Here is a 24,655-nt window from a genome sequence, read left to right as displayed (position 1 = left end):
TTAGTTGGTACCCACTTTGATTTTTTGCCACAGGCTGACGGTCAGTTTTTTCGCGTCTGAACCCATTTGCGGCATTACGAAACCGTTTTTCATGTCTTCCGCAGTCGGGAAGATAGAACGGGTATTGACCAGTTCGGCAGGCATTTTGTCTCGTGCCGGTTTGCTGGCAGGAGCGAAAGTTACGGCAATGCCGTTTTTCGCAGCGATTTCCGGATCCAGCGTGTAGTTGATGTATTTGTGGGCATTCACGACGTTTTTCGCATCGGCAGGAATCAGCCAGGATTCAATCCAGAAGCCCATGCCTTTCGGCGTTAAAACTTCTACGCCGACGTTGTTTTTCACTTCTTCCGAACGGGCTTTGGCCAAGTTCAAATCGCCGCCGTTACCGGCTGCTAGGCAGATGTCGCCGCGAGCCAATTCGTCAATGATGGACGGGCTGAAGCGTTTCACGTCAGGGCGGATGGCTTTCAATACTTCGGCTGCGGCTTTGATGTCGTCAGGATTGCTGCCTTTAGGGTCTTTGCCCAAGTAGTTCAGCAGCAGCGGGAACATTTCAGACGGCGTATCCCACAAGGCGATGCCGCATGATTTCAGCTTATTGGTGTATTCCGGTTTGAACAGCAAATCCCAGCCGTTTTCAGGTAATTGGCCACCCAGCAGCTCTTTGCCTTTGGCGGTAATCGCCAAAGTATTCACGCCTGAGAAGTAAGGCACGGCATATTCATTGCCCGGGTCGGCTGTTTCCAGCATTTTCAACAGTTCAGGGTCGATGTTTTTATAGTTCGGAATCAGATCTTTATTGACTTTTTGGTAGGCGCCGGCTTCAATTTGGCGCGGCAAAAAGGCGATACCCGGTACAACTAAGTCGTAGCCTGATTTGCCGGTCAGCATTTTGGCTTCGAGGGTTTCGTTGTTTTCATACAAATCGTAGGTCAGCTTCAAATTGTTTTGTTTTTTGAAGTATTCAACGGTGGATTCGTCCACGTAGTTGGACCAGTTGTAGATGTTTAAGGTATCGGTAGCGGCTGCTTCAGCATTGGCAGCAGGCGCGCTGCCTGCTTGAGGTTGCTCGGCTTTTTTCTCGCCACCGCCGCATGCGGCCAGTGAAAATGCGGCCAATACGGCTAATACGGATTTTTTCATACGGGTTGGTTTCCTGATGAAAGAGTTAAAATAAAAAGAAACAGACCTGCCCCATAAACACCCCGGCAAGCTGCAAGGGCATTGTAATGTAAGCTTAATCAAAATCAAAGCCATATCGGAAAATTTACGCAAAAAATTCTACCGGCAGTTTTCATGAAGTCAGGGTGCGGTAGTTGTGGGTGTGGTTTTTGGGTGAACATGCGGCGTAAATCAGCAAGTTTACAGAGAAAAGGCTTGCATATAGGGACAATCGTCTTTAAAATTGCGCGTTTACAGAATTTGTTTTTCATTCAGGAGATATTCAATATGGCAAACAGCGCACAAGCCCGCAAACGTGCCCGCCAGTCGGTTAAACAACGTGCCCACAACGCCAGCTTGCGTACTGCATTCCGCACTGCAATCAAAAAAGTGTTGAAAGCTGTTGAAGCTGGTGACAAAGCTGCTGCTCAAGCAACTTACCGCGAATCAGTAAAAATTATTGACCGCATTGCCGATAAAGGCGTGTTCCACAAAAACAAAGCTGCTCGTCACAAGAGCCGTTTGTCTGCTAAAGTTAAAGCCTTGGCTTAAGCTTTTGCAGCCAGCCGCATAAGGCGGCAACTCTGCAGGTGGGCGACACCTGCACTAAGCGATTGCCCCTGACCGCAAAGGTATTTCAGGGGCATTGCTGCATCTTTCAGGCAGTGATTGTTTTTCAGATGGCCTTAATTGAATTTTCAGACGGCCTGAATTGAATGAGTGCTGTCTGAAAAAAATAATAGAGCAATCGGGTTTATTCGTATAATCCGGCCAAGCCGACAGCCGGCGGATTATACGATCGACGTAAACGGTGAACATGATGTTGAAACATTATTTATGGTTAGGAGCGGGCTGTGTATTGGCTACGCCTGCTGCTTCGGCTTTGGATGCGGCTGCATTGCAATGCGCTGCCATGGCCGATAACGCCATGCGTTTGGCCTGTTACGATAAAATTTATGCCGCGCAGTTGCCGCCCGCACAACCGGCGGCGACCTTGGATATCTTAGAAACCAAGCAGCCGGTAGATTTGGCGCAAACGATTAATGCCAGTATCGAAAATAAAGAAACCACCATTGTTTTCGATGAAAAGGCCGATGAACATTTGCTTTCCGAATCCGCCTTGCGTGAAGCGGCAGAAGCCTATACGCCTTTGAGTATGATGTATGATTTGGATATCAACGACGCGCGCGGAATTTTGACGGTGCGCGAGCATGCGCCGATGTATCTAATGCCTGCTTGGTACAATTCCAGCCCGAATTACTCCCCGGAATCGCCTTCGCGCGGTGTGACCACGGAAGAAAAATTTACCGAGCAGAAGCGCTTAGAAGCCAAAATGCAAATGTCGTTTAAAAGCAAGCTGATGGAAGACGTATTTAAAACGCGTGCGGATTTATGGTTCGGCTATACGCAAAAATCCGATTGGCAGCTGTATAACCAAGGCCGTAAATCGGCGCCGTTTCGCAATACCGATTACGAGCCGGAAATTTTCCTGACCCAGCCGGTGAAAGCCGATTTGCCGTTTGGCGGTAAATTGCGCATGGTCGGCGCCGGTTTTGCCCATCAATCCAATGGCCAAAGCCGCCCTGAATCGCGCTCGTGGAACCGTATTTATGCCATGGCCGGTATGGAATGGGATAAATTGACCGTGATTCCGCGTGTTTGGGTACGTACCGATGCCAATGGCGATGAAGACGATAATCCGGACATTTCCGATTATATGGGTTATGGCGATCTGAAAGTACAATACCGTTTGAATGATAAGCAAAACGTCTATTCTGTGTTGCGCTACAATCCGAAAACCGGCCACGGCGCGGTGGAGGCTGCTTACACCTTCCCTATTAAGGGCAAACTCAAAGGTGTGGTGCGCGGTTTTCATGGTTACGGTGAAAGTTTGATTGACTACAACCACAAGCAAAACGGCATCGGTTTCGGCTTGATGTTCAACGATTGGGACGGCATTTAAACCAAGGTTGGCGAAAGCAGTTAAGCAAAGCAGGGTTGTGCGCATGGCTGGCGCAAGCATAAGCGTTTATGCCACAACTCATGAAAAACACTCGTTTCTTACCGCCCAAACGCGTATAATAACGCGTTTGGGCGGTCATATTGCGTATTTGGCGGATAGGAAAACATGGCAGAACAACCAGCGGAAAGCGGTAAAATTGCTAAATTATTGAAAAGATACCTGATTACGGGTGTTTTGGTGTGGTTGCCGATTGCGGTCACCATTTGGGTGATTACCTACATCGTCACCGCAGCCGACCAATTGATTAATCTCTTGCCGGTACATTGGCAGCCGCAGCATTTCTTAGGCTTCAATATCCCGGGCTTGGGCGTGATTGTGGCGATTGCGGTGCTGTTTGCCACCGGCCTTTTCGGTGCCAACGTTTTAGGCAAACGCATTATTTCCGCTTGGGACGGCATACTCGGCCGCATTCCGGTGGTGAAATCGATTTATTCCAGTGTGAAAAAAGTGTCGGAATCTTTGCTTTCCGACAGCAGCCGCTCGTTTAAAACGCCGGTATTGGTGCCTTTCCCGCAGCCGGATATTTGGACGCTGGCCTTTGTTTCCGGCCATATTCCCGATTCGGTCAAAGTGTCGTTGCCTCAAGAGGACGAATATATTTCGGTGTATGTGCCGACCACGCCCAATCCGACCGGCGGCTATTACATCATGGTGAAAAAAAGCGACATCCGCGAGCTTGATATGAGCGTGGACGAAGCTCTGAAATATGTGATTTCTCTGGGTATGGTGATGCCTGATGAATATACGCCCAAAGCATTGGTAGATGATGCGGACAAGCCTTTATCAAAACCTGCCGGACAGTAATACAGGCCGTCTGAATCTTTCAGACGGCATAACCATTTCAAACCAAATCAAATCAAACACAAAAAGGTGATTTTATGCGTACCAATTATTGCGGCTTGATCAGCGAGCAATATTTAGACCAAACCGTAACCGTAAAAGGTTGGGTACACCGCCGCCGCGACCACGGCGGGGTGATTTTTATCGACTTGCGCGACCGTGAAGGCATTGTGCAGGTGGTGATTGACCCTGATACCAAAGAAGCATTTGAAACCGCCGATTCCGTGCGCAACGAATACGTTTTGAGCATTACCGGCCGGGTGCGCAACCGTCCGGAAGGTACGACCAACGACAAAATGGTTTCCGGCAAAATCGAAATTCTGGCCAAAGAAATCGAAGTGCTGAATGCCGCTGCCACGCCGCCGTTCCAAATCGACGATGAAAACATCAGCGAAAACGTGCGCCTGACCAACCGTGTGATTGACCTGCGCCGTCCGGTGATGCAGCACAATCTGAAACTGCGTTACCAAGTTGCCATGGGCGTACGCCGCTATTTGGACGAACAGGGCTTTATCGACATCGAAACGCCGATGCTGACCCGCTCCACACCTGAAGGCGCACGGGATTATCTGGTGCCGAGCCGTGTCCACCCCGGCGAATTTTTCGCCTTGCCGCAATCGCCGCAACTGTTCAAACAACTGCTGATGGTGGCCGGTTTCGACCGCTATTACCAAATCACCAAATGCTTCCGTGACGAAGATTTGCGTGCCGACCGTCAGCCCGAATTTACCCAAATCGACTTGGAAACCTCGTTTTTGAACGAGGACGAAATCATGGACATCACCGAAGGCATGGCGAAAAAAGTCTTTAAAGACGCCATCGGTGTCGAGTTGGGCGACTTCCCGCGTATGCCGTTTTCCGAAGCTATGTTCTACTACGGTTCGGACAAACCCGATTTGCGCATCAGCCTGAAATTTGTCGAGCTGACCGATTTGATGAAAACCGAAGAATTCAAAGTATTCCGAGGTGCAGCCGATATGAAAGGCGGCCGTGTGGTGGCGCTGCGTGTGCCGAACGGTGCCAAATTCAGCCGCAAAGAAATCGACGAATACACTAAATTTGTCGGTATTTACGGTGCAAAAGGCTTGGCATATATCAAAGTCAATGATGTGACCAACTTGAGCAACGGCGAAGACAGCGGCCTGCAAAGCCCGATTGTCAAATTCCTGTCGGAAGCGGCTTTGAAAGAAATCATCGAGCGCACTCAGGCACAAAACGGCGACATCATTTTCTTCGGTGCCGACAAAGCCAAAATCGTCAATGAAGCCATCGGTGCCCTGCGTATCAAAGTCGGCTTGGAACACGGTGCGGAAAACGGTTATTTTGCCGATGAATGGAAACCTTTGTGGGTGGTCGATTTCCCGATGTTCGAATACGACGACGAAGCCGACCGCTATACCGCCGTCCACCATCCGTTTACCGCACCGAAAGCCGGCCATGAAGATTTGATGGAAAGCGAACCGGAAAACTGCTTGGCACGAGCCTACGATATGGTATTGAACGGCTGGGAAATCGGCGGCGGCTCAATCCGTATCCACCGTGCCGACGTTCAGGAAAAAGTGTTCTCCGCCCTGAAAATCAGCCCGGAAGAGCAGCAAGAGAAATTCGGCTTCCTGCTGGACAACCTGAAATTCGGCGCACCGCCGCACGGCGGCTTGGCCTTCGGCTTAGACCGTTTGGTAACGCTGATGGCGGGTGCGGAATCCATCCGTGATGTGATTGCCTTCCCGAAAACCCAGCGTGCGCAATGCCTGCTGACCAACGCACCGAATGCGGTTGATGAAAAACAATTGCGCGAACTGAGCCTGCGTCTGCGTCAGAAAGCAACCGAAAATAAAGAAGCTTAATTTCCGTTTGATTGGAGGCCGTCTGAAAGAGTGATTCTTTCAGACGGCCTTTATATACACAGGCCGTCTGAAAATTTATAATGGCTGAAATTGATTTGATGAACCGTTCTATGCCGATTTATTTTATTGCCGACTTACATTTGAGCGAATCGCGCCCCGAGCTGACGGCGCTGTTTCTGCGTTTTATGCAGGAAAAAGCACCGTATGCGCAGGAGCTGTATATTTTGGGTGATTTGTTTGATTTTTGGGTCGGTGATGATGAAGCCTCGTCCTTGATTGATTCGGTGAAGCAAGCGATTCGCAATGTGAGCGATCAAGGTGTGGCCTGTTATTTTCAGCATGGCAACCGTGATTTTATGATTGGCGAATGCTTTGCGCACGCGTGCGGAATGAAATTGTTGCCCGATTATCAGGTGGTGGGTTTATTCGGCCGACAAGCTTTGCTGTGTCATGGCGATACTTTGTGTATCGATGATGTGCGCTATCAGCATTTTCGCAAAAAAGTGCATCAAAAATGGCGGCAGAAGCTGTTTTTAATGCTGCCGTTGCCGGTACGTTTGAAAATCGCCCATAAAATCCGCCTCGCCAGCAAGCAGGATAAACAACAAAAATCGGCTGAAATCATGGATGTGAACCCTGAATTTACCGCGCAAATTGTTAAGCAATATGGTGTGCCGCTGTTAATTCATGGGCACACCCATCGGGAAAATATCCATGTAAATAAGGATTTTACGCGGATTGTGTTGGGCGATTGGAAAGCAGATTATGCTTCGGTATTAAGAGTGGATGAGCAAGGCTTTGAATTCGTCAGAAGTAATTGAAAGAGTTACTCAACCTGCGTAAATAATAGAAAGGCCGTCTGAAATCGAAATTTTCAGACGGCCTTTCTTAATATAGCGAACACGCGTAATTAAGCTTTGGTTTGTGTTTCGGCAGCAGGAACGGCTTTTGCAACAGTTTCAGCAGCTGGTGCTTCGACTTGTTCGGCAGCTTTGGCTGCTTGGCGTTCGGCTTGATCGGCCATGGCTTGCTGCACGGCAGGATGCTGCTGCGCAATGGCTTGTTCTTCCGGGCTGACTTCGCCTTTGAAACGGTTGTTCAAATCAAAGCGTTTGCCGCCGCGTGCCAGCGCTTTGAGGTAGCGCGGACGGCGGCAGTGGTTTGCCAGTACACGAGCAATCAGATTGGCGTCGTATTGCGGCAGGGCGGCAACTAGGTCTTGGTCGATACCGACAGCCAGCGGTTTAAAGCGCTTGAATACGTCGTATTTGCTGTAAATATGATCGGCAATCATGTCGGTTTGTTTCTTTTTGCTCATGGTTTGGACGGCGGTTTTGAGTGCGGCGCCCAAAGCGGTTTCTGGTGTCATGTTGTCTGTATTCCTGTCAGTCTGAAGCCGTGCACCTCCTGGTACACGGTGAATGCTTGTCATTGTAGTATAAAGCGGCTGATTTGGCGAAGTTTTTGTGTGTGAATTCGTTCAGACGGCATGATTTCTCCTAACAGACCGTCTGAACATGCGGATTATTTGAAACGGGCGATGTCGGGTGTGTTGACGTTAATATCGGCGTTTTGGGCGCGATGGCGCAACGCATGATCCATCAGTACCAAGGCCAACATGGCTTCGGCAATCGGGGCGGCGCGCAGGCCGACGCAGGGGTCGTGGCGGCCGTGGGTGGCGAGTTCGACCGGATTGCCGTCGATGTCGATGCTGCGACGGGGCGTGGCAATGCTGCTGGTCGGTTTGACGGCGATGTTGATGTGGATGTCCTGACCGGTGCTGATGCCGCCGAGTACGCCGCCGGCATGGTTGGACAAGAAGCCCTGCGGTGTCAGCTCGTCGCCGTGTTCGCTGCCTTTTTGGCTTACGCAGCCGAAACCGGCACCGATTTCTACGCCTTTGACGGCGTTAATGCTCATCATGGCATGGGCAATATCGGCATCGAGGCGGTCGAATACCGGCTCGCCCAAGCCCAGCGGAATGTTTTTCGCTTCGATATGCAGCTTGGCACCGACCGAATCCAGAGATTTGCGCACGCTGTCCATATATTGTTCCAAATCTTCGATTTGGCTGTGGTTGGCGGCAAAAAACGGATTTTGGGCAATCCATTCATAACCTTCAAAGGCGATTTCTTTTTCACCGATTTGGGTAACGTAGGCGGTGATTGTCACGCCGAAGGTTTCATGCAGCCATTTTTTGGCAACGGCACCGGCGGCAACACGGGCGGCGGTTTCACGGGCGGAGCTGCGGCCGCCGCCGCGATAATCCCGAATGCCGTATTTGTGCCAATAGGCATAATCGGCGTGGCCGGGGCGGAAACTTTGGGCGATATTGCCGTAATCCTTGCTGCGCTGGTCGGTGTTGCGGATTAACAGGGCAATCGGCGTGCCGGTGGTTTTGCCTTCAAATACGCCGGAAAGAATTTCTACTTGGTCGGCTTCTCGGCGCTGGGTAACGTGGCGGCTGGTGCCGGGTTTGCGCCGGTCGAGATCGCCTTGGATATCGGCTTCGCTCAAGGCCAGACCCGGCGGACAGCCGTCGATAATGCAGCCCAATGCCGGGCCGTGGCTTTCGCCGAAGGTGGTTACGCTGAAAAGTTGTCCGAAAGTATTGCCTGCCATATATTTCTGCTCTGTGGATTGGATAGATAAAGGAATAAGATGGGGATTTTAGCATAAAAGGCCGTCTGAAAATCGGTTTTCAGACGGCCTGTTTGACGCTTTTATCAGCTTAGTTTGCCGTGGCACTGTTTGTATTTCAAACCGCTGCCGCACGGGCACGGGTCGTTGCGATGAATGATTTGGCCTTTGGCGGCAAGGGCTTCGGGGCTGAAGTCGTTACCGGCCGGATTAAAGGCACCGGCAGCCAAGTCGCTCTTCGATTCGCCGAGCAAGTCTTCGATATCCGGTGCATCGGAATGCATTTCCTGTATATCGGTGATTGGATGGGCGGCAAAATCTTCGGCAGGGGTATCGTTGCGCTCGATTTGCACCGAAGTCAGCAGCGAAGCAATATTGTGCTTGATGCTGCTCCACAGGTTTTCAAACATGGCGAAAGCTTCGCGTTTGTATTCCTGCTTCGGATTTTTTTGCGCGTAGCTGCGCAAGTGAATGCCTTGACGCAGGTAATCCATCGCCGCCAAATGCTCACGCCATTGGTTGTCGATGACTTGCAGCATGACGTTGCGTTCGAAATCGGCCATTTGCTGTTTGCCGACCAATTCGACTTTTTCGGCATATTCGGTTTCGATATGATCAATCAAACGTTCTTTGACAGTTTGGCCGTCTAGGGTATTGTCGGCTTGCAGCCAGCCCGCAATGTCGGCATTTAGGCGGAAATCGGCCAGTAATTTGCTTTGCAGCGTCGGCAAATCCCATTGCTCTTCCATGGTATCCGGCGGCATGTGGGCATCGACCAAATCACTGATGACTTCGGCGCGGATGTCTTTGGTTAAGCCGGTAACGTCTTTGTTGGTCAGGATATCGTTGCGTTGGTGGTAAATCACTTTACGCTGGTCGTTGGCTACGTCATCGTATTCCAATACCTGTTTGCGCATATCAAAGTTGCGGCCTTCGACTTTGCGTTGCGCGCCTTCGATTTGGCGGGTCAGCATACCGTGTTCGATGGCGACGCCGCGTTCCGGTGCCAGGCGGTTGAGGATGGCGGCGGCGCGGTCGAGTGCAAACAGGCGCAGCAGCGGGTCTTCAAACGAGAGGTAGAAGCGGCTGGAACCCGGGTCGCCCTGACGGCCGGCACGACCGCGCAACTGGTTATCGATACGGCGGCTTTCGTGGCGCTCGGTACCGATGATGTGCAAACCGCCTGCAGCAACGACTTGGTCGTGTTCGGCCTGCCAGCCGTTTTCCAAAGCGGCGGTTTGTGCGGTTTTATCTTCGTCGCTTAAGCTTTCGTCGGCTTGGATGGCATCAGTTTGGTGTTTCAGGTTGCCGCCCAATACGATGTCGGTACCGCGGCCGGCCATGTTGGTGGCCACAGTAATTGCGCCGACTTTACCGGCTTGTGCCACGATTAAGGCTTCGCGTTCATGTTCTTTGGCGTTCAATACATTGTGCGGCAGACCGGCTTCGGTCAGCATGCGCGAAACTAATTCAGAGTTTTCAATGCTGGTGGTGCCGACTAAGACCGGTTGGCCTTTGCTGTAGCATTCTTGAATGTCTTTCACCACGGCTTCAAATTTTTCGTCTGTGGAACGGAAAATCTGGTCGTTGAAATCTTTACGCTGAATCGGGCGGTTGGTTGGGATAATCACGGTTTCCAAGCCGTAAATGCTTTGGAATTCAAACGCTTCGGTGTCGGCGGTGCCGGTCATGCCCGATAATTTGGTGTACAGACGGAAATAGTTTTGGAAGGTGATGGATGCCAGCGTTTGGTTTTCGCGCTTGATTTCCACGCCTTCTTTGGCTTCAACGGCTTGGTGCAGGCCTTCCGACCAGCGGCGGCCGGCCATCAGACGGCCTGTGAATTCATCGACAATAACGATTTCGCCGTCTTGAATCACATAATGCTGATCCAAGTGGAACAAAGTATGCGCGCGCAATGCCGCCATCAGGTGGTGCATCAGGGAAATATTGGCGGCGGAGTAGAGCGAATCGTTTTCCTGCAGCAGGCCCATTTGGGTGAGAATCTGTTCGGCGTGTTCGTGGCCGGCTTCGCTCAAAATCACTTGGTGGGCTTTTTCGTCCACCCAGTAATCGCCTTCGCCTTCTTCGGTTTCTTGGCGGATTAAGTGCGCCGGAACGCTGTCCATCACTTGATAAAGCTGTACGTTGTCATCGGCTTGGCCGGAAATAATCAACGGGGTGCGCGCTTCGTCAATCAAGATGGAATCGACTTCATCGACCACGGCAAAATTCAAATCGCGCTGAACCTTGTCGTATTGGTCGGTAACCATGTTGTCGCGCAGGTAGTCGAAGCCGAATTCGTTGTTGGTGCCGTAGGTGATGTCGGAGCTGTAAGCGGTTTGGCGGTAGAAAGGTTCCATGTCGGACACAATCACGCCTACGCTCAAGCCCAAGAAATGATACAAAGGCTCCATAATGCCCGCATCGCGTGCGGCCAAGTAATCGTTGACGGTCACGACGTGAACGCCTTTGCCGGAAAGGGCATTGAGATAAACGGCCAAAGTGGCGACCAAGGTTTTACCTTCACCGGTGCGCATCTCGGCGATTTTGCCGTTGTGCAGCACCATGCCGCCGATGAGCTGCACGTCAAAGTGGCGCATGCCCAATACGCGGCGGCTGGCTTCGCGGCAGACGGCAAATGCTTCGACCAAAATATCGTCTAAAGTAGCGCCTTCGGCCAAGCGTTGTTTGAATTCTGCGGTTTTCCCTTGTAATGCCTCGTCGCTCAAAGCCTGCATATCGGTTTCAAGGGCATTGATTTTTGCAACGGATTTACGGTATTGTTTCAGCAAGCGGTCGTTGCGGCTGCCGAAGATTTTCTTTGCAATGTTTGTCAGCATGAATAGTTCCTGCGCCTGATATAAAATAGTGGCGAAAGCCGGATTTTAACACAAGCGATTGTGTAAGGTAGTCATGCCGTCTGAAATAGAGACAGTTTTACCGTATTTCAATATTCGCTGACAAAATCACCGATAAAAAGGCCGTTTGAAACATGAATTTAGAACAATTGGGCAAACGCGACAGACATTTGCAGGCATTGTTGCAACAAGCGCAACAGTGGCACAGGTTGGATAAGGAAGTGAAAAATATTCTGCCAGCCAACTTGTGCGCGCATTTTCAGGCAACCTGTGTCGAAAACGGCAAACTGGTTTTGCTTGCCGCCAATAATATGGCTTCATCGCGCTTGAAAATGATTTTGCCCTCGCTACTGCCGCAATTGAAGCTGTTGCGCGCGGATATTTCTGATGTGCAGGTGAGGGTGTTGCCCAAAACGCCCAAGCCCGAGCGCAAAAATACCCTGCAATTGAGCGAAGCAGCGTTGCAAAGCTTTGAAGACACTGCAGCCAGGCTGCAGGAGCAGTATCCGAAATTGGCCGAACGTTTAGAAAAATTGGCGAAAAAGCATTATAGATAAGGTTTATTTGTTAAATAAAGTTAATATCGGAATGAAAAAACAGTCCGATTAGATGGAATGGATTCTCACTTTGTAAGTAGGTGTAAATCTTTATTTAAACTTTGATTTAAATCAAAGTTTATAGCAGAATAAAGTCGCATACTTCTCTTTTGTTACAGAAGGCATGGTGCCTTCCAGCACAAATATTTTGGATAACTGAAACATTCTCATCATTAGGAGATATACATGAAAGCTTATTTGGCTCTGATTTCTGCTGCCGTTATCGGTTTGGCTGCCTGCTCACAAGAACCTGCCGCTCCGGCTGCCCCTGCTGGCGAGCCTGCGCCTGCTGCCGAAGCATCTGCGCCTGCAGAAGCCATGCCTGCCGAAGCCGCACCGGCTTCTGAAGCTGCTGCCCCTGCTGCCGGCAATTGTGAAGTGGTGGTGGAATCTAGCGATGCCATGCAGTTCAACACCAAAGACATCCAAGTCAGCAAAGCATGTTCTGAATTCACCATTACTTTGAAACACGTTGGTACCCAGCCTAAAGCCAGCATGGGTCACAATTTGGTGATTACCAAAGCCGAAGACCAAGACGGCGTATTCAAAGACGGCGCAGCTGCAGGTCCTGATGCTGAATATGTGAAAGCCGGTGACGAGCGTATCGTTGCTCACACCAAACTGATCGGTGGCGGTGAAGAAGACACCATTAAAATCGACCCTGCCAAATTGGCAGACGGCAACTACAAATTCGCTTGTACCTTCCCGGGCCACGGTGCTTTGATGAACGGTACCATCACTTTGGTTGACTAATATCCTTTGTGCAACCGATATGAATCAAACAGCCTGCCTTGTTGCGGGCTGTTTTGCTTTCATGAAGCCTAAAAAAGCGTAGAATAATCCATCAGGCCGTCTGAATATAAGGAACCACACTATGAACCCGTTCAATACCCAAAGCGTGACCTTTGCCGAACCCATCGACATGCTCTATGCCTGTCATGGCAAAGTACGGCGGTTTTGCAGCCAAATCAATATGTTGCCTGATTATATTGCCGAAAACGGCCGCAACGATATGGTGCTGCAGGCTACTCGCCAAATCAGCCAATATTTCAACGTAGCCGCGCCGCTGCATCATGAAGACGAAGAAGAAAACTTTTTTCCTTTGCTGCTGCAATATGCCCCGCAAGCGCAGGAAAGCATTGACGAATTATTGCGCCAACACGAAAGCCTGCATGCCGACTGGCCGGCGGTGGCGGAAGAATTTTCCCGATTGGAAGCCGATGCGGATTATCAGTTAAACACTGAAGTATTGCAGCGCTTTACCGACGGTTACGATGTGCATTTGGGTATTGAAGAGCCGTTGTTTGAAATGGGCAAAACCTTTATTCCGAAAGAAAAACTGACCGAAATCGGCGAGATTATGGCTGCGAGAAGACGCAAATAAAGCTTTGAAATTTTGTTATGGTTTCAGACGGCCTGAAAAGACATATAGGCCGTCTGAAAGCCCAAGCCGTTTGTTTACCATGCAAAGAGAACCACTATGCTCACCCCGCAAAGCAGTGAACTTTTCGACATTCCCTTTTACCAGTTCGCCCAAATGAAAAAACACGCGCCGGAAATGATTGAGCCGACCAAAGCCGCGTATAAACATCATTGGCAGATTTGGCGCGAACTTATCGGGTGCGTGGCCGATGATTTGGGCGAACCCTTCGCACCGCCGCACATCGAGCGCTGGTGTAACGGCTGGCAGGTACGCGCCCACTTTTTCGCCTATTTCAAATACGCACAGCACCAAGATTCGGCTGCCATTATTTCCGTGTTGCTCAACCGTCGCCGCCTCACCGTCAGCCTCGATTGGCATTGCTACAAAGCCGGCGTGTCGTCCATTGCTTTGCCGCAATACAATCAATGGTTGGACGGATTAGACGCTCGACGTTACGCCGATTTCGATATTTGGCATGGCGCAGAAGACGAATACGCCGATTATGCCACCGTGGCCGACACGCCGTCTGAAAGCATCAGCCTGCGTCATCAAGACGATTTTTTCTGCATCGGCAAACACATCGAGCGTGCGGATTTGGGCAAGCAAGATGTGCAGCAATGGATTGTGGAAACGATAGAAGAATTGATTCCGCCGTATGAAGCCTGTTTCAAATAACCGTTTTCAGACGGCCTGTTGCGAGTTGCCAGATAAAGCGCATCTCGTTATCATCTCAAGCATTCTCAGGCCGTCTGAAAAACGGAATGCGTTTTCTTTCAGACGGCCTCAATTTAAAAAATACCATTGAAAATAAAACATAAGAAAATAAAACATAAAATGACTGAAACCCAATCCCTGAACCTTGCCAGACAACTTATTGCCCGTCCGTCCGTTACCCCTGATGATCAAAACTGCCAGCAGCTTTTGGCAGAACGTTTGCAGAAAATCGGTTTTACCATTGAAGAAATGAATTTCGGCGACACCAAAAATATCTGGTTGCGGCGGGGCAGTGCAGCGCCGCTGGTGTGTTTTGCCGGACACACCGACGTTGTGCCGACCGGTCCGCTGGAAAAATGGGATTCGCCGCCGTTTGAGCCGACCGAGCGTGAAGGCCGGCTGTTCGGGCGGGGTGCGGCGGATATGAAAACCAGCATCGCCTGTTTCGTAACCGCCTGCGAACGCTTTGTGGCGGAACATCCCGACCATCAAGGCAGCATTGCGCTGCTGATTACATCCGATGAAGAAGGCGACGCTTTGGACGGCACAACCAAAGTCGTGGACGTTTTGAAAAACCGTGGCGAAACCATCGATTACTGCGTGGTCGGCGAACCGACCGCCGTCAGCCGTTTGGGCGATATGCTGAAAAACGGCCGCCGCGGTTCGCTGTCGGGCAATCTGACTGTAAAAGGTAAACAAGGCCATATCGCCTATCCACATTTGGCGGTCAATCCCGTGCATACTTTTGCCCCGGCACTTTTGGAACTGACGCAGGAAATTTGGGATTCGGGCAACGAATATTTCCCGCCGACCAGCTTCCAGATTTCCAACATCAACGGCGGCACCGGCGCAACCAACGTGATTCCGGGCGAATTAAACGTCAAATTCAACTTCCGTTTCTCCACCGAATCAAGCGAAGCAAGCCTGAAACAGCGGGTGCACGCCATCTTGGACAAACATCGTTTGGATTACGATATCCAATGGTCGTGTTCTGGCCAGCCGTTTCTGACCCACGCCGGCCGCCTGACCGATGTCGCCCGCAGCGCCATCAGCAAAATCTGCGGCATTGAAGCCGAATTGTCCACCACCGGCGGCACTTCCGACGGCCGTTTTATCAAAGCCATCGCCAAAGAGCTGATTGAATTGGGCCCGAGCAACGCCACCATTCACCAAATCAACGAAAACGTATTGCTGGACGATATTCCCAAGCTCTCCGCCATTTACGAAACCATGCTGCAAAGCCTGTTGAACGGGAACGCCGAGGCCTGATATGCCGTCTGAAAACCGCAACCGTTCCGATTTGCCCGACATTTTGACCGCCGCACCAAGCGGCAGCGGCACGCCCTTGCCGTACAGCCTGATTGACACGCCGTTGGGCACTATGCTCGCCATCTTCGGGAAAAATGGCCTGTGTGCCTTGGAATTTGCCGGACAGAAATGGCTGGATCGGGAATTAAACGCCGTGCAGCAGGCTTACGGCGGCAGCGGCTTTGTCCAAAGCGAAAGCCGGTACAGCGGCCTGTTGCGTCAGGAATTGGCCGACTATTTCGCAGGCCGTCTGAAAACCTTCAGCGTACCGCTGGAAATGATTGGCACAGCGTTTCAGCAACAGGCGTGGCAGGCGCTGCTGGCCATTCCCTACGGAGAAACCCGCAGCTACAAACAGCAGGCAGAATTAATCGGCAAACCCAGTGCCGTGCGGGCCGTTGCCGCCGCCAACAGCCAAAACAAAATCTCTATTCTGGTTCCCTGCCATCGGGTCATCGGCAGCAACGGCAAACTTACCGGCTACGCAGGCGGCGTAGAACGCAAACAATTTCTGCTGTCTGTCGAACAGCAGCAGTTCGAGCCGGATTTATTTGAACAATAATGTCAATATTACAAAGGAAGTTTATGAACCTGAAAAACCGCCATTTTCTCAAACTGCTGGATTTTACCCAAGTCGAAATTCAATACTTGATCGATTTGGCAGCCGAACTCAAAGCCGCCAAAAAAGCCGGTTGCGAACCGCAAAAAATGAAAGGCAAAAACATTGCCCTGATTTTTGAAAAAACTTCCACCCGCACCCGCTGCGCCTTTGAAGTGGCGGCGAGAGACCAAGGCGCGGGCGTGACCTATCTTGAGCCGACCGGCAGCCAAATCGGCCACAAAGAAAGCATTAAAGACACCGCGCGCGTGTTGGGCCGTATGTACGACGGCATTGAATACCGCGGTTTCGGTCAGGAAATTGTCGAGGAGTTGGCCAAATACGCCGGCGTGCCGGTATTCAACGGCTTGACCAATGAATTTCACCCAACGCAAATGCTGGCTGATGCGCTGACCATGCAGGAGCACAGCGGCAAACCGCTTCATCAAGTGGCTTATGCTTACGTCGGCGATGCGCGTTACAACATGGCCAATTCATTGCTGATTTTGGGTGCGAAACTCGGTATGGATGTGCGCATCGGTGCACCGAAAGCTCTATGGCCGTCTGAAGACATCGTGGCGCAAGCCAAAGCGGTGGCAGCGGAGACCGGCGCAAAAATCCTGTTGACTAAGAACGCCGAAGAAGCAGTCAACGGCGTGGACTTTATTCACACCGACGTATGGGTGAGCATGGGTGAGCCGAAAGAAGTGTGGCAGGAGCGCATTGATTTGCTCAAAGCCTACCGCGTTACGCCCGAACTGATGGCAGCTTCCGGCAATCCCAACGTCAAATTCATGCACTGCCTGCCCGCCTTCCATAACCGTGAAACCACCGTCGGCGAATGGATTTACCAAACCTTCGGTCTAAACGGCGTGGAAGTGACTGAAGATGTGTTTGAAAGCAAAGCCAGTATTGTGTTCGATCAGGCGGAAAACCGTATGCACACGATTAAAGCGGTGATGGTGGCTGCATTGGGCGAGTAAGGTTTAGAGATTAAATAAAGGCCGTCTGAACAATGAGTGTTCAGGCGGCCTTTGCTTATTGGTTTTCAAGACGGCCTTAACCTTCGCGGCTGTGTTCATCGGCTACTTTCACCGCTTCTTCGGCATCAAACTTGCTCAACACGCCTTGTTTCATCAAGATAATCTGCCCGGTATGGCGGAAGTATAGCGAATCCACTTTAAAATAGTACGGCGTTGGTTCGCCTGGCCGTATTATCGATACTGTCTTCGGCTCGCCGCCTTGTCCTATTTTAAAGTGAATCCACTATAAGTATTGATAAACATTAATACGCCGATACCGAACAGGCCGGAAAGCAAGGCCAGGCTGAACATAAAAGGTCGGCGGTAAATTAAGGGAAATAATGCCTTATGTGCAAAGGCGGCAGGAATGATGAGGCCGTCTGAAAGATTCAGACGGCCTTGATGATTTATTCGTGATTGTCCAAATGGTAAATTTGCGCAACGGTGTCGATGATGTCGGTATCGGCCGATCCGGCTTTGTTGAGCGCGCGGGTAGGCGAGTGGAGCAGTTTGTTGGTCAACTGAATGGATAAGCGTTCCAATACTTCTTCGGCTGAAGTGCCTTTGGCCAATTGTTTCATAGCGTTTTCCAAAACTTGGCGGCGGGCGCGTTCGCCTTCGTCACGCAATGCGCGAATCAGCGGCACGCTTTGGCGGCTTTTCTGCCATTCGACAAACTCACCGACTTTTTCTTCCACCATGGCTTCGGCAGCGGAAGCCGCTTTTTGGCGCGCTTCTTTACCGCTTTGAACGATACCCTGCATGTCGTCCACGGTGTAGAGATAGGCGTCGTTTAATTCGCTGACTTCTTCTTCAATGTCGCGCGGCACGGCCAAATCGAGCATGAACACGGGCATGTGGTGTCGCTTTTTTAATGCGCGTTCGACCATGCCTTTGCCGACAATCGGCAATTGGCTGGCGGTGGACGACACAATGATGTCGTATTCGTGCATGATGTCGGGCAATTGGCTTAATAAGCACGGCTCGGCATTAATGCTGAGTTTGTCACACAACTCCTGCGCGCGCGGCAAGGTGCGGTTGGCAACGGTAATCAGGCGCGGGTTTTTGGCGGCGAAATAAGTGGCCACCAATTCAATCATTTCGCCTGCACCGATGAACAGCACATTTAAATCGGCAATGTCGGGAAAGATTTGTTCGGCCATTTTTACCGAAGCGGATGCCATCGATACCGAATTTTCACCGACAGCGGTGTCGGTGCGTACTTCTTTGGCGACGGCAAATGTTTTTTGGAACAAGGCATTCAGGTTGCTGTTGAGGCTTTCTTGCTCTTGTGCGATGCGCACGGCCTCTTTGATTTGACCGAGAATCTGCGGCTCGCCCAGCACCATCGAATCCAAGCCGCAGGCGACGCGGAAAGCATGGCGCACGGTTTCGTTGCTGTCGAAGGTGTACAAATAAGGGCGGATTTCATCAGCGGGCAAGTCGTGGTATTGTGCCAGCCATTTGATGATTTCTTCGGTGTCGCCGACGCAATAAAGCTCGGTGCGGTTGCAGGTGGACAAAATTACCGCTTCTTTGGCCGCATCGCTGCCGGCCAAGCTTTGCACGGCTTCAGGCAGGCTTGCCGCAGCAAAAGCCAGCTTTTCGCGTATGCTCAAAGGCGCAGTTTGATGGTTGAGTCCGACGGCGGTAAGTTGCATGGGAATGTTAAGAATAGGGTAGTGTGCGTGAAGGCGTTTATTATAGCGTAAGTTGGCTTTGAAAAGAATGTTTTGAGGCTTATGCAATCTGTTTGATTGCTAAATTTTAGCAGAAAATGGCCGCGCTAACTGATTGAACGGATAGAAAAAGGCCGTCTGAAATACTCAGGCGGCCTTGGGTTTCGGATTTAAACTGCTTCGGCTTCTTCGGCTAAGAAACCGCGCAGTTTCTGCATGGCTTTGGCTTCGATTTGACGGATACGCTCGGCCGATACGCCGTATTCGGCAGCCAATTCGTGCAGGGTCAAACCACCGTCATCTTGCAGCCAGCGGCTTTCAACGATGTGACGGCTGCGGTCGTCCAGTTGCGCCAAGGCATTTTGCAGACCATCGGTTTGCAGCGCGTAATGGGCTTGTTTGGCGATTTGCCGGGTCGGTTCGGTTTCGTTATCGGCCAGCCAGTCGATTGGTGCGAAGTTGTCTTCATTATCGCTGCTGTCGGCCAAGATGCCGATGTCGTGGCCTGTCATGCGCTGTTCCATTTCCAATACTTCGGAAAGTTTCACGCCCAAATCATCGGCGATGTCTTGCGCTTCTTTCGGTGACAAGGCATTCAGGCTTTTACGCATGCTGCGCAGATTGAAAAACAGTTTGCGTTGCGGCTTGGTGGTGGCAACGCGTACCAAACGCCAGTTGCGCAGAATAAATTCGTGGATTTCGGCTTTAATCCAATGCACGGCAAATGAAAATAAACGTGCGCCGCGACTTGGTTCGTAGCGTTTTACCGCCTTCATCAGGCCGATGTTGCCTTCTTGAATCAAGTCGGCTTGATTCAGGCCGTAGCCGTCGTAGCCTCGGGCGATGGATACCACCACACGCAAGTGGGAAAGAATCAATTGTTTGGCAGCGTTTAAATCGCCTTTTTGTTGGCGTTCTGCCAATTGGGTTTCTTCTTCGGCAGAAAGCATGGGAATATTGTTAACGGTATGGATGTATTGCTCCAAGCTACCGTTACCGCTGTGGATTACTGGTAATGCAAAAGCGTTATTCATCAGAGTGGCTTTCCTTTTTATGTGCGCCGGCCGCTTATCGGCAAGCGCTTAAGAATGTGTGGCGAAGTAGTATAACACTACTGTTTTGATATGGCTATTAGACCGCTTTTTTGTGTTAATGTTGTATGATTGATAGGTTAAATTTTGTATTTTTTGAAATATGATTAATTTTTAATATTTGAGTATTTTTCTCAGGAATAGATTGATTATAGAATAATTCGTCGCAGATGTAAATTCAGACGGCCTGATAACAATTAGTCTGCCAGGCCGTCTGAACAAGGTTGGCGAGGCGTTTATTTTTGTTTGTTACGCAGGGCGAAAAGCAGCAAGGCTGCGGCACTGAGGAAGCCGATGAGCCACCATGAGCCGCCCATTTTCATATAAGGTGTTTCGCCGACGTAGCCTTTGACATGGCCTTCCAATACGGTTTCGGTGTTGGCTTCGGCTTCGCTGATGATGCTGCCTTTAGGTGAAATAATTGCAGTGGCGCCGGTGTTGGTGGCGCGCACCATATAGCGGCCCAATTCCATCGCGCGTGCTTGCGATTGCTGCAATTGCTGATACATGGCATTGGAATCGCCATACCAAGCCATGTTGCTGACGTTGGCCAGCAGGGTGGATTGGCGGGCGGTGGCGATTAATTCGTCGCCGAAGCCGTCTTCATAGCAGATGTTGAATGCGACGCGCTGGTCTTTCATCACTAAAGGCGCTTGGCCTTCGCCGCCTTGGCGGAAATCGGCCAGCGGCATGTTCATCATGCGGTAAAGTACGTTGGTGATGGCCGGTAAAGGTTTGTATTCGCCAAACGGCACCAAATGGTTTTTGGCATAATACGGGATTTCTTCGGCGGTGGTATTGTTGTAGTTGCTTAGGTTAATCACGGCATTTTCATAGCCGTTGCCATCGCGCGTGTATTGGCTGATGCCCAAAGCCAGCGCACTGCCGTTGCTTTGCGCTTGGGCGGCAAAGGTGCCCAACACCTCTTCAGGCAGGGTTTGGCGCATTTCGGGAATGGCGGTCTCCGGCAAAATTACGATGTCGGCACGGGTTTTGCTCAGCTGCTCGTAATATTTTTGAATGGTCGGAACGATTTGGTCTTCCTGCCATTTCAGGTGTTGGTCGATATTGCCTTGCAGCAATGCGACGGTGTTGGTGCTGCCATCAGGTTGGGTAAACTCGGCTTCTTGTGCGATATAACCGGTGGTGCACAAAGCCACGCCGCAGCATAAAGGCATGAGACGGTTTTTCAGACGGCCTGCATTATCGACCAGCAATACCAACCATGCGCCGATGCAGGCAGTGGCGAAGGTTACCAAATGAATGCCGCCGATGGGTGCGAAACCTGCCAACGGGCTGGTTTTGGTGATTTGCGAATAACCCAATGCACCCCAGCCGAATCCGGTCAGGAAGCGTTCGCGGGCAAACTCGGTCAGCGTCCACAAAACCGGCAGCACAATGCCGATTTTAATCCAGCGCGGAAAGTGGAATTTTTTCCACAGCCAGAAACACAGGGCAGGGTAGGTTGCCAAAAATGCCGGCAGCAAAACCGTCATCGGAATGGCATAAAGATTCGGCAGCCCGGAAACTTCGTGTAAGGCGGTATGAATCCAGTAAAATTGCGAGACATAAGCAAAAAAACCGAACACATAAGCCGTTGAAGCAGCCACACGCGGGCGTAGCTCAATCAGGCGGATCAGAGCACCGAACAGCAGCGGCATCAGCCAGAAATGATAATAAGGGGCAAAGGTGAGCGGCGTCGCGATGCCGAGAATAATAACCAGCGGCCAGTAGAGTAGGGGTTTTTGCCAATATGCTTCGAGTTTACGGAGAATCTTCATGCGTTAAGTGAATAAAAAAAAGGGGGAGGCCGTCTGAAAGTTTCAGACGGCCTGTTTACAGCAAAATAATATGATTTCAGACGGCCTGACGGCACGCAAATCAATGTTTTTTACGGAATACTTTCATCAAAGGCAATACCGCGGCGCAAACCGCCGCACCGGTGAGCACGCCAACCACCAAGTTGGCAACTTGCGCCATCAGACCCGTATCCCAATGATGGGCGTGCAGGAAATCGTGTACAGGGCCGAAGTTGTGGGCGATGAGACCGCCGCCGACCAAGAACATGGCCAAGGTGCCGACTACGCTCAATGCGCGCATAAACCATGGCATGAAAGCAATGATGCCGCGGCCAAAGGCTTTGGCGGCGCTGCTGCCTTTTTCGATTAAGTGCAGGCCTAAGTCATCAAGTTTGACAATGATGGCAACCAAACCATATACAATCACTGTCATGCCGATACCGACGGCGGACATCACCAAGGATTTGGTCAGTACGCCGTAGGTGCTTACCACGCCTAGGGCGATGATGATGATTTCGGCCGACAGGATAAAGTCGGTGCGGATGGCACCGGTGATTTTGGCTTTTTCATCAAAAATTTCATCGCCGGCGTGCGAAGGGGCTTCATTGTCGCCGTTTTTGTGCAAAAATTTATGCAGCAGCTTCTCCATGCCTTCAAAACACAAATACGCGCCGCCAATCATCAATAAAGGCGTAATCGCGGCCGGCAGGAAAATAGACAGCAATAGGGCGGCCGGTACCAAAATGGCTTTATTAATCAATGATCCTTTGGCCACTGCCCACACAATCGGCAATTCTCGTTCGGCAGAGGCGCCGGTTACTTGGTTGGCATTCAAGGCCAAATCGTCGCCGACTACGCCGGCGGTTTTCTTGGCGGCCATTTTGGTCATTAAGGCCACGTCGTCCAATACGGCGGTAATGTCGTCAAGTAGGGTAAAAAGGGAAGCAAAAGCCATTTTTAATGGTTCCTAAAAAGAAAAGTCATGATTTTCTGCTAAGCCCGCTTATCGGCGGCGGTATGGCGCACAAATCTGCCTTTAGCGAAACCCAACATTATAACTGAAAATTATACGGTTTTTATCATTCAGACGGCCTTTAATCAAATTATAAGGAAAGAAAAGATTTTTGAGTGGTTGCCAATTACATGGTGCGACATGTGTTAAAATTCTCCGCGGCCGGCCGATTACGCAATAAATCGCCGGTTTTCCCATCAATCTTCAGTAGATCAGGAGAAATAAAAACGTGGATTGGATGAATATCTTATTCCTGCTCGGCGGCGCGCTGCTGTTTTTGAGTGTGGTTTCCACCACACTCTCGGCGCGTTTGGGTATGCCTTTGTTGCTGGTGTTTTTGGGAGTCGGCATTTTGGCCGGTGAGGAAGGGATAGGCGGCATTGAGTTCGATAATTTCGTCTCGGCCAACTTCATCTGCCAGCTTGCTTTGGCGGTGATTCTGCTTGACGGCGGTTTGCGCACGCGACTTCAGAGTTTCCGCATCGGTTTGAAACCGGCGGCTGTGTTGGCGACATGGGGTGTGTTTGCCAGCGTAGCTTTGTTGGGTATTTTCACTACTGTTTATTTGGATGTCGATTGGCGCTTCGGCCTGTTGATGGCGGCGATTGTCGGCTCGACCGATGCCGGTGCGGTATTCAGCCTGTTGCGCAACAGCGGCGTGCGCCTGAATGAGCGTGTACAGGCTACGCTGGAGATCGAATCCGGTGCAAATGACCCGATGGCAATTTTCTTGGTGACCGCGGTCATTGCGATGATAGTCAAGCCGGATGAAGGCGGCGTGATGTCGTTTGTGTGGATGTTGCTGCTGCAAATCGGCTTCGGTTTGCTGATGGGCTTCATCGGCGGCAAGCTTCTGGCCAAACTGGTACGCCGTCTGAATCTGCCGGAGGGCTTGTATGCTTTGATGATTGTGTCGGGCGGTTTGCTGGTGTTTTCGTTTACCAATCTGATTGGCGGCAGCGGCTTTTTGGCGGTGTATTTGGCCGGCGTGTTGGTGGGTAATCAGCATAATCATGCGACGGAGCACGTTTTGCGCGTGATGGACGGCTTGGCATGGTTGGCGCAGGCGACTATGTTTATGGTGTTGGGCTTGCTGGTGACACCGTCGAGCGTACTGGAACGCGGTTCCGAAGCGATGGTGTTGGCGGTATTTTTGATGTTGGTGGCACGGCCGATTGCGGTGTTTACCGGCTTGTGGCCGTTTAATTACAGCGTACGTGAAAAGGCGTATATCAGTTGGCTGGGTTTGCGTGGCGCGGTGCCGATTACGCTGGCGATGATGCCCCTGGTCATGGGTGTGCCCAATTCGCGGGCATTGTTTGATGTGGCATTTGCGGTGGTGGTGTTGTCGCTGCTGATTCAGGGCACAACCATTCCGGTAATGGCGCACTTGCTGAAAGTGGCTATGCCGCCGAAGCCGGAGCCGAACGACAGCCGCGATATTTGGTTGGCAGAGAAAGAGGCAGTGCGCATGACATCGTTTAAAGTGGTGGAGCAATCCGAAGCGGAAGGCGTGCATCCCGATGATGTAGCACCGATTTCCGCCAGCTTCGACCGCCGTTGTTTTGCGCTGATTCGCGGAGGTCATAAAATTGAGCTGCAAAGCAACACCAAACTAAAAAAAGACGACATCGCTTGGTATATCCTGCCTGATGATCAAGTGGAAAAAATGGCCTATTACTTCACCGAAACCGATAAGAGCGTGTTGCTCAATTTCGATTATTTCGGCGAATTTTCGTTTGATCCGGTCAGTCGTGCCGGCGATTTGGCCAAGGCTTACGGTTTGAAATTGCAGCCGAACGAAGAGAGCTTGAGCTTGAGCGAACTGTTCGAACTGCGTTCGGAAAGCACCAAATGGGTGGAAGGCGACCGTGTAAGCATTGGTGAATTTGAGTTGACGATTAAAGAATTGAACAAAGACGGCAGCATTAAGTTGATGGGTATGAAGTTCCCTGATTGAATAATGACGGCTTAAAGATTTCTTGAAAATTTATAAGTTTTACAAAAGTCTCAGGCTGTTTATACCAATCGAGGCCGTCTG

The 24,655-nt window shown here is 50.9% G+C and carries 20 protein-coding genes and 1 pseudogene; 13 read left to right on the top strand and 8 right to left on the bottom strand.

Annotation, left to right across the window (positions count from 1 at the left end):
* Complete coding sequence (locus H4O27_RS10125; RefSeq protein ID WP_165006405.1) at positions 1–1,143, bottom strand: extracellular solute-binding protein; 1,143 nt, start codon at positions 1,141–1,143, stop codon at positions 1–3.
* A gap of 306 nt (positions 1,144–1,449) precedes the next feature.
* Here H4O27_RS10125 and rpsT point away from each other — a divergent pair, with 306 nt between their 5' ends.
* From rpsT to lpxH, 5 genes are all read left to right on the top strand, one after another.
* The gene (rpsT, locus tag H4O27_RS10120; RefSeq protein ID WP_096294658.1) at positions 1,450–1,713 is read left to right on the top strand and encodes a 30S ribosomal protein S20; all 264 of its coding nucleotides are present in this window, start codon (positions 1,450–1,452) and stop codon (positions 1,711–1,713) included.
* Positions 1,714–1,978: 265 nt separating this feature from the next.
* Positions 1,979–3,124 (top strand): phospholipase A, encoded by a 1,146-nt coding sequence (locus H4O27_RS10115; RefSeq protein WP_165006402.1) that lies wholly within the window; start codon positions 1,979–1,981, stop codon positions 3,122–3,124.
* A gap of 165 nt (positions 3,125–3,289) precedes the next feature.
* Complete coding sequence (locus H4O27_RS10110; protein WP_165006400.1) at positions 3,290–3,988, top strand: DUF502 domain-containing protein; 699 nt, start codon at positions 3,290–3,292, stop codon at positions 3,986–3,988.
* A gap of 74 nt (positions 3,989–4,062) precedes the next feature.
* Positions 4,063–5,871, top strand: a complete 1,809-nt coding sequence (gene aspS, locus H4O27_RS10105; protein ID WP_165006397.1) for an aspartate--tRNA ligase — start codon at positions 4,063–4,065, stop codon at positions 5,869–5,871.
* A gap of 110 nt (positions 5,872–5,981) precedes the next feature.
* Entirely contained in the window at positions 5,982–6,692 is a 711-nt protein-coding gene (lpxH, locus tag H4O27_RS10100; RefSeq protein WP_165006537.1) for a UDP-2,3-diacylglucosamine diphosphatase, read from the top strand.
* 89 nt (positions 6,693–6,781) lie between these two features.
* Here the strand turns inward: lpxH and H4O27_RS10095 are convergent, their stop codons facing one another.
* The 3 genes from H4O27_RS10095 to secA form a co-directional block, all read right to left on the bottom strand.
* Positions 6,782–7,240, bottom strand: coding sequence for a ProQ/FINO family protein (locus H4O27_RS10095; protein WP_165006396.1), 459 nt, complete (start codon positions 7,238–7,240; stop codon positions 6,782–6,784).
* A 155-nt stretch (positions 7,241–7,395) separates the two neighbouring features.
* A complete protein-coding gene (gene aroC, locus H4O27_RS10090; RefSeq protein ID WP_165006393.1) occupies positions 7,396–8,493 on the bottom strand; it encodes a chorismate synthase in 1,098 nt (365 codons plus the stop codon).
* A 104-nt stretch (positions 8,494–8,597) separates the two neighbouring features.
* Positions 8,598–11,354, bottom strand: a complete 2,757-nt coding sequence (gene secA, locus H4O27_RS10085) for a preprotein translocase subunit SecA (RefSeq protein WP_165006391.1) — start codon at positions 11,352–11,354, stop codon at positions 8,598–8,600.
* Between the two features lie 152 nt (positions 11,355–11,506).
* Between secA and H4O27_RS10080 the strand changes: the two genes are divergently transcribed.
* The 7 genes and pseudogenes from H4O27_RS10080 (at position 11,507) to H4O27_RS10050 (ending at position 16,994) form a co-directional block, all read left to right on the top strand.
* Positions 11,507–11,929, top strand: a complete 423-nt coding sequence (locus H4O27_RS10080; protein ID WP_165006388.1) for a DciA family protein — start codon at positions 11,507–11,509, stop codon at positions 11,927–11,929.
* Between the two features lie 225 nt (positions 11,930–12,154).
* Positions 12,155–12,721, top strand: coding sequence for an azurin (gene azu, locus H4O27_RS10075; RefSeq protein WP_165006386.1), 567 nt, complete (start codon positions 12,155–12,157; stop codon positions 12,719–12,721).
* A gap of 121 nt (positions 12,722–12,842) precedes the next feature.
* A complete protein-coding gene (locus tag H4O27_RS10070; RefSeq protein WP_165006384.1) occupies positions 12,843–13,352 on the top strand; it encodes a hemerythrin domain-containing protein in 510 nt (169 codons plus the stop codon).
* 96 nt (positions 13,353–13,448) lie between these two features.
* On the top strand, positions 13,449–14,066 hold the full coding sequence (locus tag H4O27_RS10065; protein WP_165006381.1) for an HI_0552 family protein: 618 nt from the start codon (positions 13,449–13,451) through the stop codon (positions 14,064–14,066).
* Positions 14,067–14,225: 159 nt separating this feature from the next.
* Complete coding sequence (gene dapE / locus H4O27_RS10060; protein WP_165006378.1) at positions 14,226–15,374, top strand: succinyl-diaminopimelate desuccinylase; 1,149 nt, start codon at positions 14,226–14,228, stop codon at positions 15,372–15,374.
* Positions 15,375–15,465: 91 nt separating this feature from the next.
* A pseudogene (locus H4O27_RS10055) lies at positions 15,466–15,975 on the top strand (methylated-DNA--[protein]-cysteine S-methyltransferase); the annotation flags it as partial.
* Positions 15,976–15,998: 23 nt separating this feature from the next.
* Positions 15,999–16,994: an ornithine carbamoyltransferase gene (locus H4O27_RS10050; RefSeq protein ID WP_165006373.1), complete on the top strand. Its 996-nt coding sequence runs from the start codon at positions 15,999–16,001 to the stop codon at positions 16,992–16,994.
* Between the two features lie 446 nt (positions 16,995–17,440).
* Here H4O27_RS10050 and hemA read toward each other — a convergent pair whose 3' ends face one another.
* The 4 genes from hemA to H4O27_RS10030 all read right to left on the bottom strand — a co-directional run bounded on the left by hemA (position 17,441) and on the right by H4O27_RS10030 (position 22,557).
* Positions 17,441–18,694, bottom strand: coding sequence for a glutamyl-tRNA reductase (gene hemA, locus H4O27_RS10045; protein ID WP_165006371.1), 1,254 nt, complete (start codon positions 18,692–18,694; stop codon positions 17,441–17,443).
* Positions 18,695–18,882: 188 nt separating this feature from the next.
* Positions 18,883–19,746: an RNA polymerase sigma factor RpoH gene (gene rpoH, locus H4O27_RS10040; RefSeq protein ID WP_165006367.1), complete on the bottom strand. Its 864-nt coding sequence runs from the start codon at positions 19,744–19,746 to the stop codon at positions 18,883–18,885.
* Between the two features lie 293 nt (positions 19,747–20,039).
* Positions 20,040–21,584, bottom strand: coding sequence for an apolipoprotein N-acyltransferase (lnt, locus tag H4O27_RS10035; RefSeq protein WP_165006364.1), 1,545 nt, complete (start codon positions 21,582–21,584; stop codon positions 20,040–20,042).
* A gap of 100 nt (positions 21,585–21,684) precedes the next feature.
* Positions 21,685–22,557 (bottom strand): DUF808 domain-containing protein, encoded by an 873-nt coding sequence (locus H4O27_RS10030; RefSeq protein WP_165006362.1) that lies wholly within the window; start codon positions 22,555–22,557, stop codon positions 21,685–21,687.
* Between the two features lie 295 nt (positions 22,558–22,852).
* Between H4O27_RS10030 and H4O27_RS10025 the strand changes: the two genes are divergently transcribed.
* Positions 22,853–24,574: a potassium/proton antiporter gene (locus tag H4O27_RS10025; protein WP_206222775.1), complete on the top strand. Its 1,722-nt coding sequence runs from the start codon at positions 22,853–22,855 to the stop codon at positions 24,572–24,574.
* Positions 24,575–24,655 lie beyond the last annotated feature (81 nt).

It is taken from the genome of Neisseria yangbaofengii (assembly GCF_014898075.1).
Lineage (GTDB): Bacteria > Pseudomonadota > Gammaproteobacteria > Burkholderiales > Neisseriaceae > Neisseria > Neisseria yangbaofengii.
This window is presented reverse-complemented; position numbering and strand designations above follow the sequence as displayed.

Coding starts and splice junctions, on each gene's coding strand:
- H4O27_RS10125 (WP_165006405.1), bottom strand. CDS start 1,143: ATGAAAAAATCCGTATTAGCCGTATTGGCCGCATTTTCACTGGCCGCA.
- H4O27_RS10110 (WP_165006400.1), top strand. CDS start 3,290: ATGGCAGAACAACCAGCGGAAAGCGGTAAAATTGCTAAATTATTGAAA.
- H4O27_RS10115 (WP_165006402.1), top strand. CDS start 1,979: ATGATGTTGAAACATTATTTATGGTTAGGAGCGGGCTGTGTATTGGCT.
- dapE (WP_165006378.1), top strand. CDS start 14,226: ATGACTGAAACCCAATCCCTGAACCTTGCCAGACAACTTATTGCCCGT.
- H4O27_RS10030 (WP_165006362.1), bottom strand. CDS start 22,557: ATGGCTTTTGCTTCCCTTTTTACCCTACTTGACGACATTACCGCCGTA.
- H4O27_RS10025 (WP_206222775.1), top strand. CDS start 22,853: ATGAATATCTTATTCCTGCTCGGCGGCGCGCTGCTGTTTTTGAGTGTG.
- azu (WP_165006386.1), top strand. CDS start 12,155: ATGAAAGCTTATTTGGCTCTGATTTCTGCTGCCGTTATCGGTTTGGCT.
- lnt (WP_165006364.1), bottom strand. CDS start 21,584: ATGAAGATTCTCCGTAAACTCGAAGCATATTGGCAAAAACCCCTACTC.
- lpxH (WP_165006537.1), top strand. CDS start 5,982: ATGCCGATTTATTTTATTGCCGACTTACATTTGAGCGAATCGCGCCCC.
- rpsT (WP_096294658.1), top strand. CDS start 1,450: ATGGCAAACAGCGCACAAGCCCGCAAACGTGCCCGCCAGTCGGTTAAA.
- secA (WP_165006391.1), bottom strand. CDS start 11,354: ATGCTGACAAACATTGCAAAGAAAATCTTCGGCAGCCGCAACGACCGC.
- rpoH (WP_165006367.1), bottom strand. CDS start 19,746: ATGAATAACGCTTTTGCATTACCAGTAATCCACAGCGGTAACGGTAGC.
- H4O27_RS10070 (WP_165006384.1), top strand. CDS start 12,843: ATGAACCCGTTCAATACCCAAAGCGTGACCTTTGCCGAACCCATCGAC.
- H4O27_RS10050 (WP_165006373.1), top strand. CDS start 15,999: ATGAACCTGAAAAACCGCCATTTTCTCAAACTGCTGGATTTTACCCAA.
- aspS (WP_165006397.1), top strand. CDS start 4,063: ATGCGTACCAATTATTGCGGCTTGATCAGCGAGCAATATTTAGACCAA.
- hemA (WP_165006371.1), bottom strand. CDS start 18,694: ATGCAACTTACCGCCGTCGGACTCAACCATCAAACTGCGCCTTTGAGC.
- aroC (WP_165006393.1), bottom strand. CDS start 8,493: ATGGCAGGCAATACTTTCGGACAACTTTTCAGCGTAACCACCTTCGGC.
- H4O27_RS10095 (WP_165006396.1), bottom strand. CDS start 7,240: ATGACACCAGAAACCGCTTTGGGCGCCGCACTCAAAACCGCCGTCCAA.
- H4O27_RS10065 (WP_165006381.1), top strand. CDS start 13,449: ATGCTCACCCCGCAAAGCAGTGAACTTTTCGACATTCCCTTTTACCAG.
- H4O27_RS10080 (WP_165006388.1), top strand. CDS start 11,507: ATGAATTTAGAACAATTGGGCAAACGCGACAGACATTTGCAGGCATTG.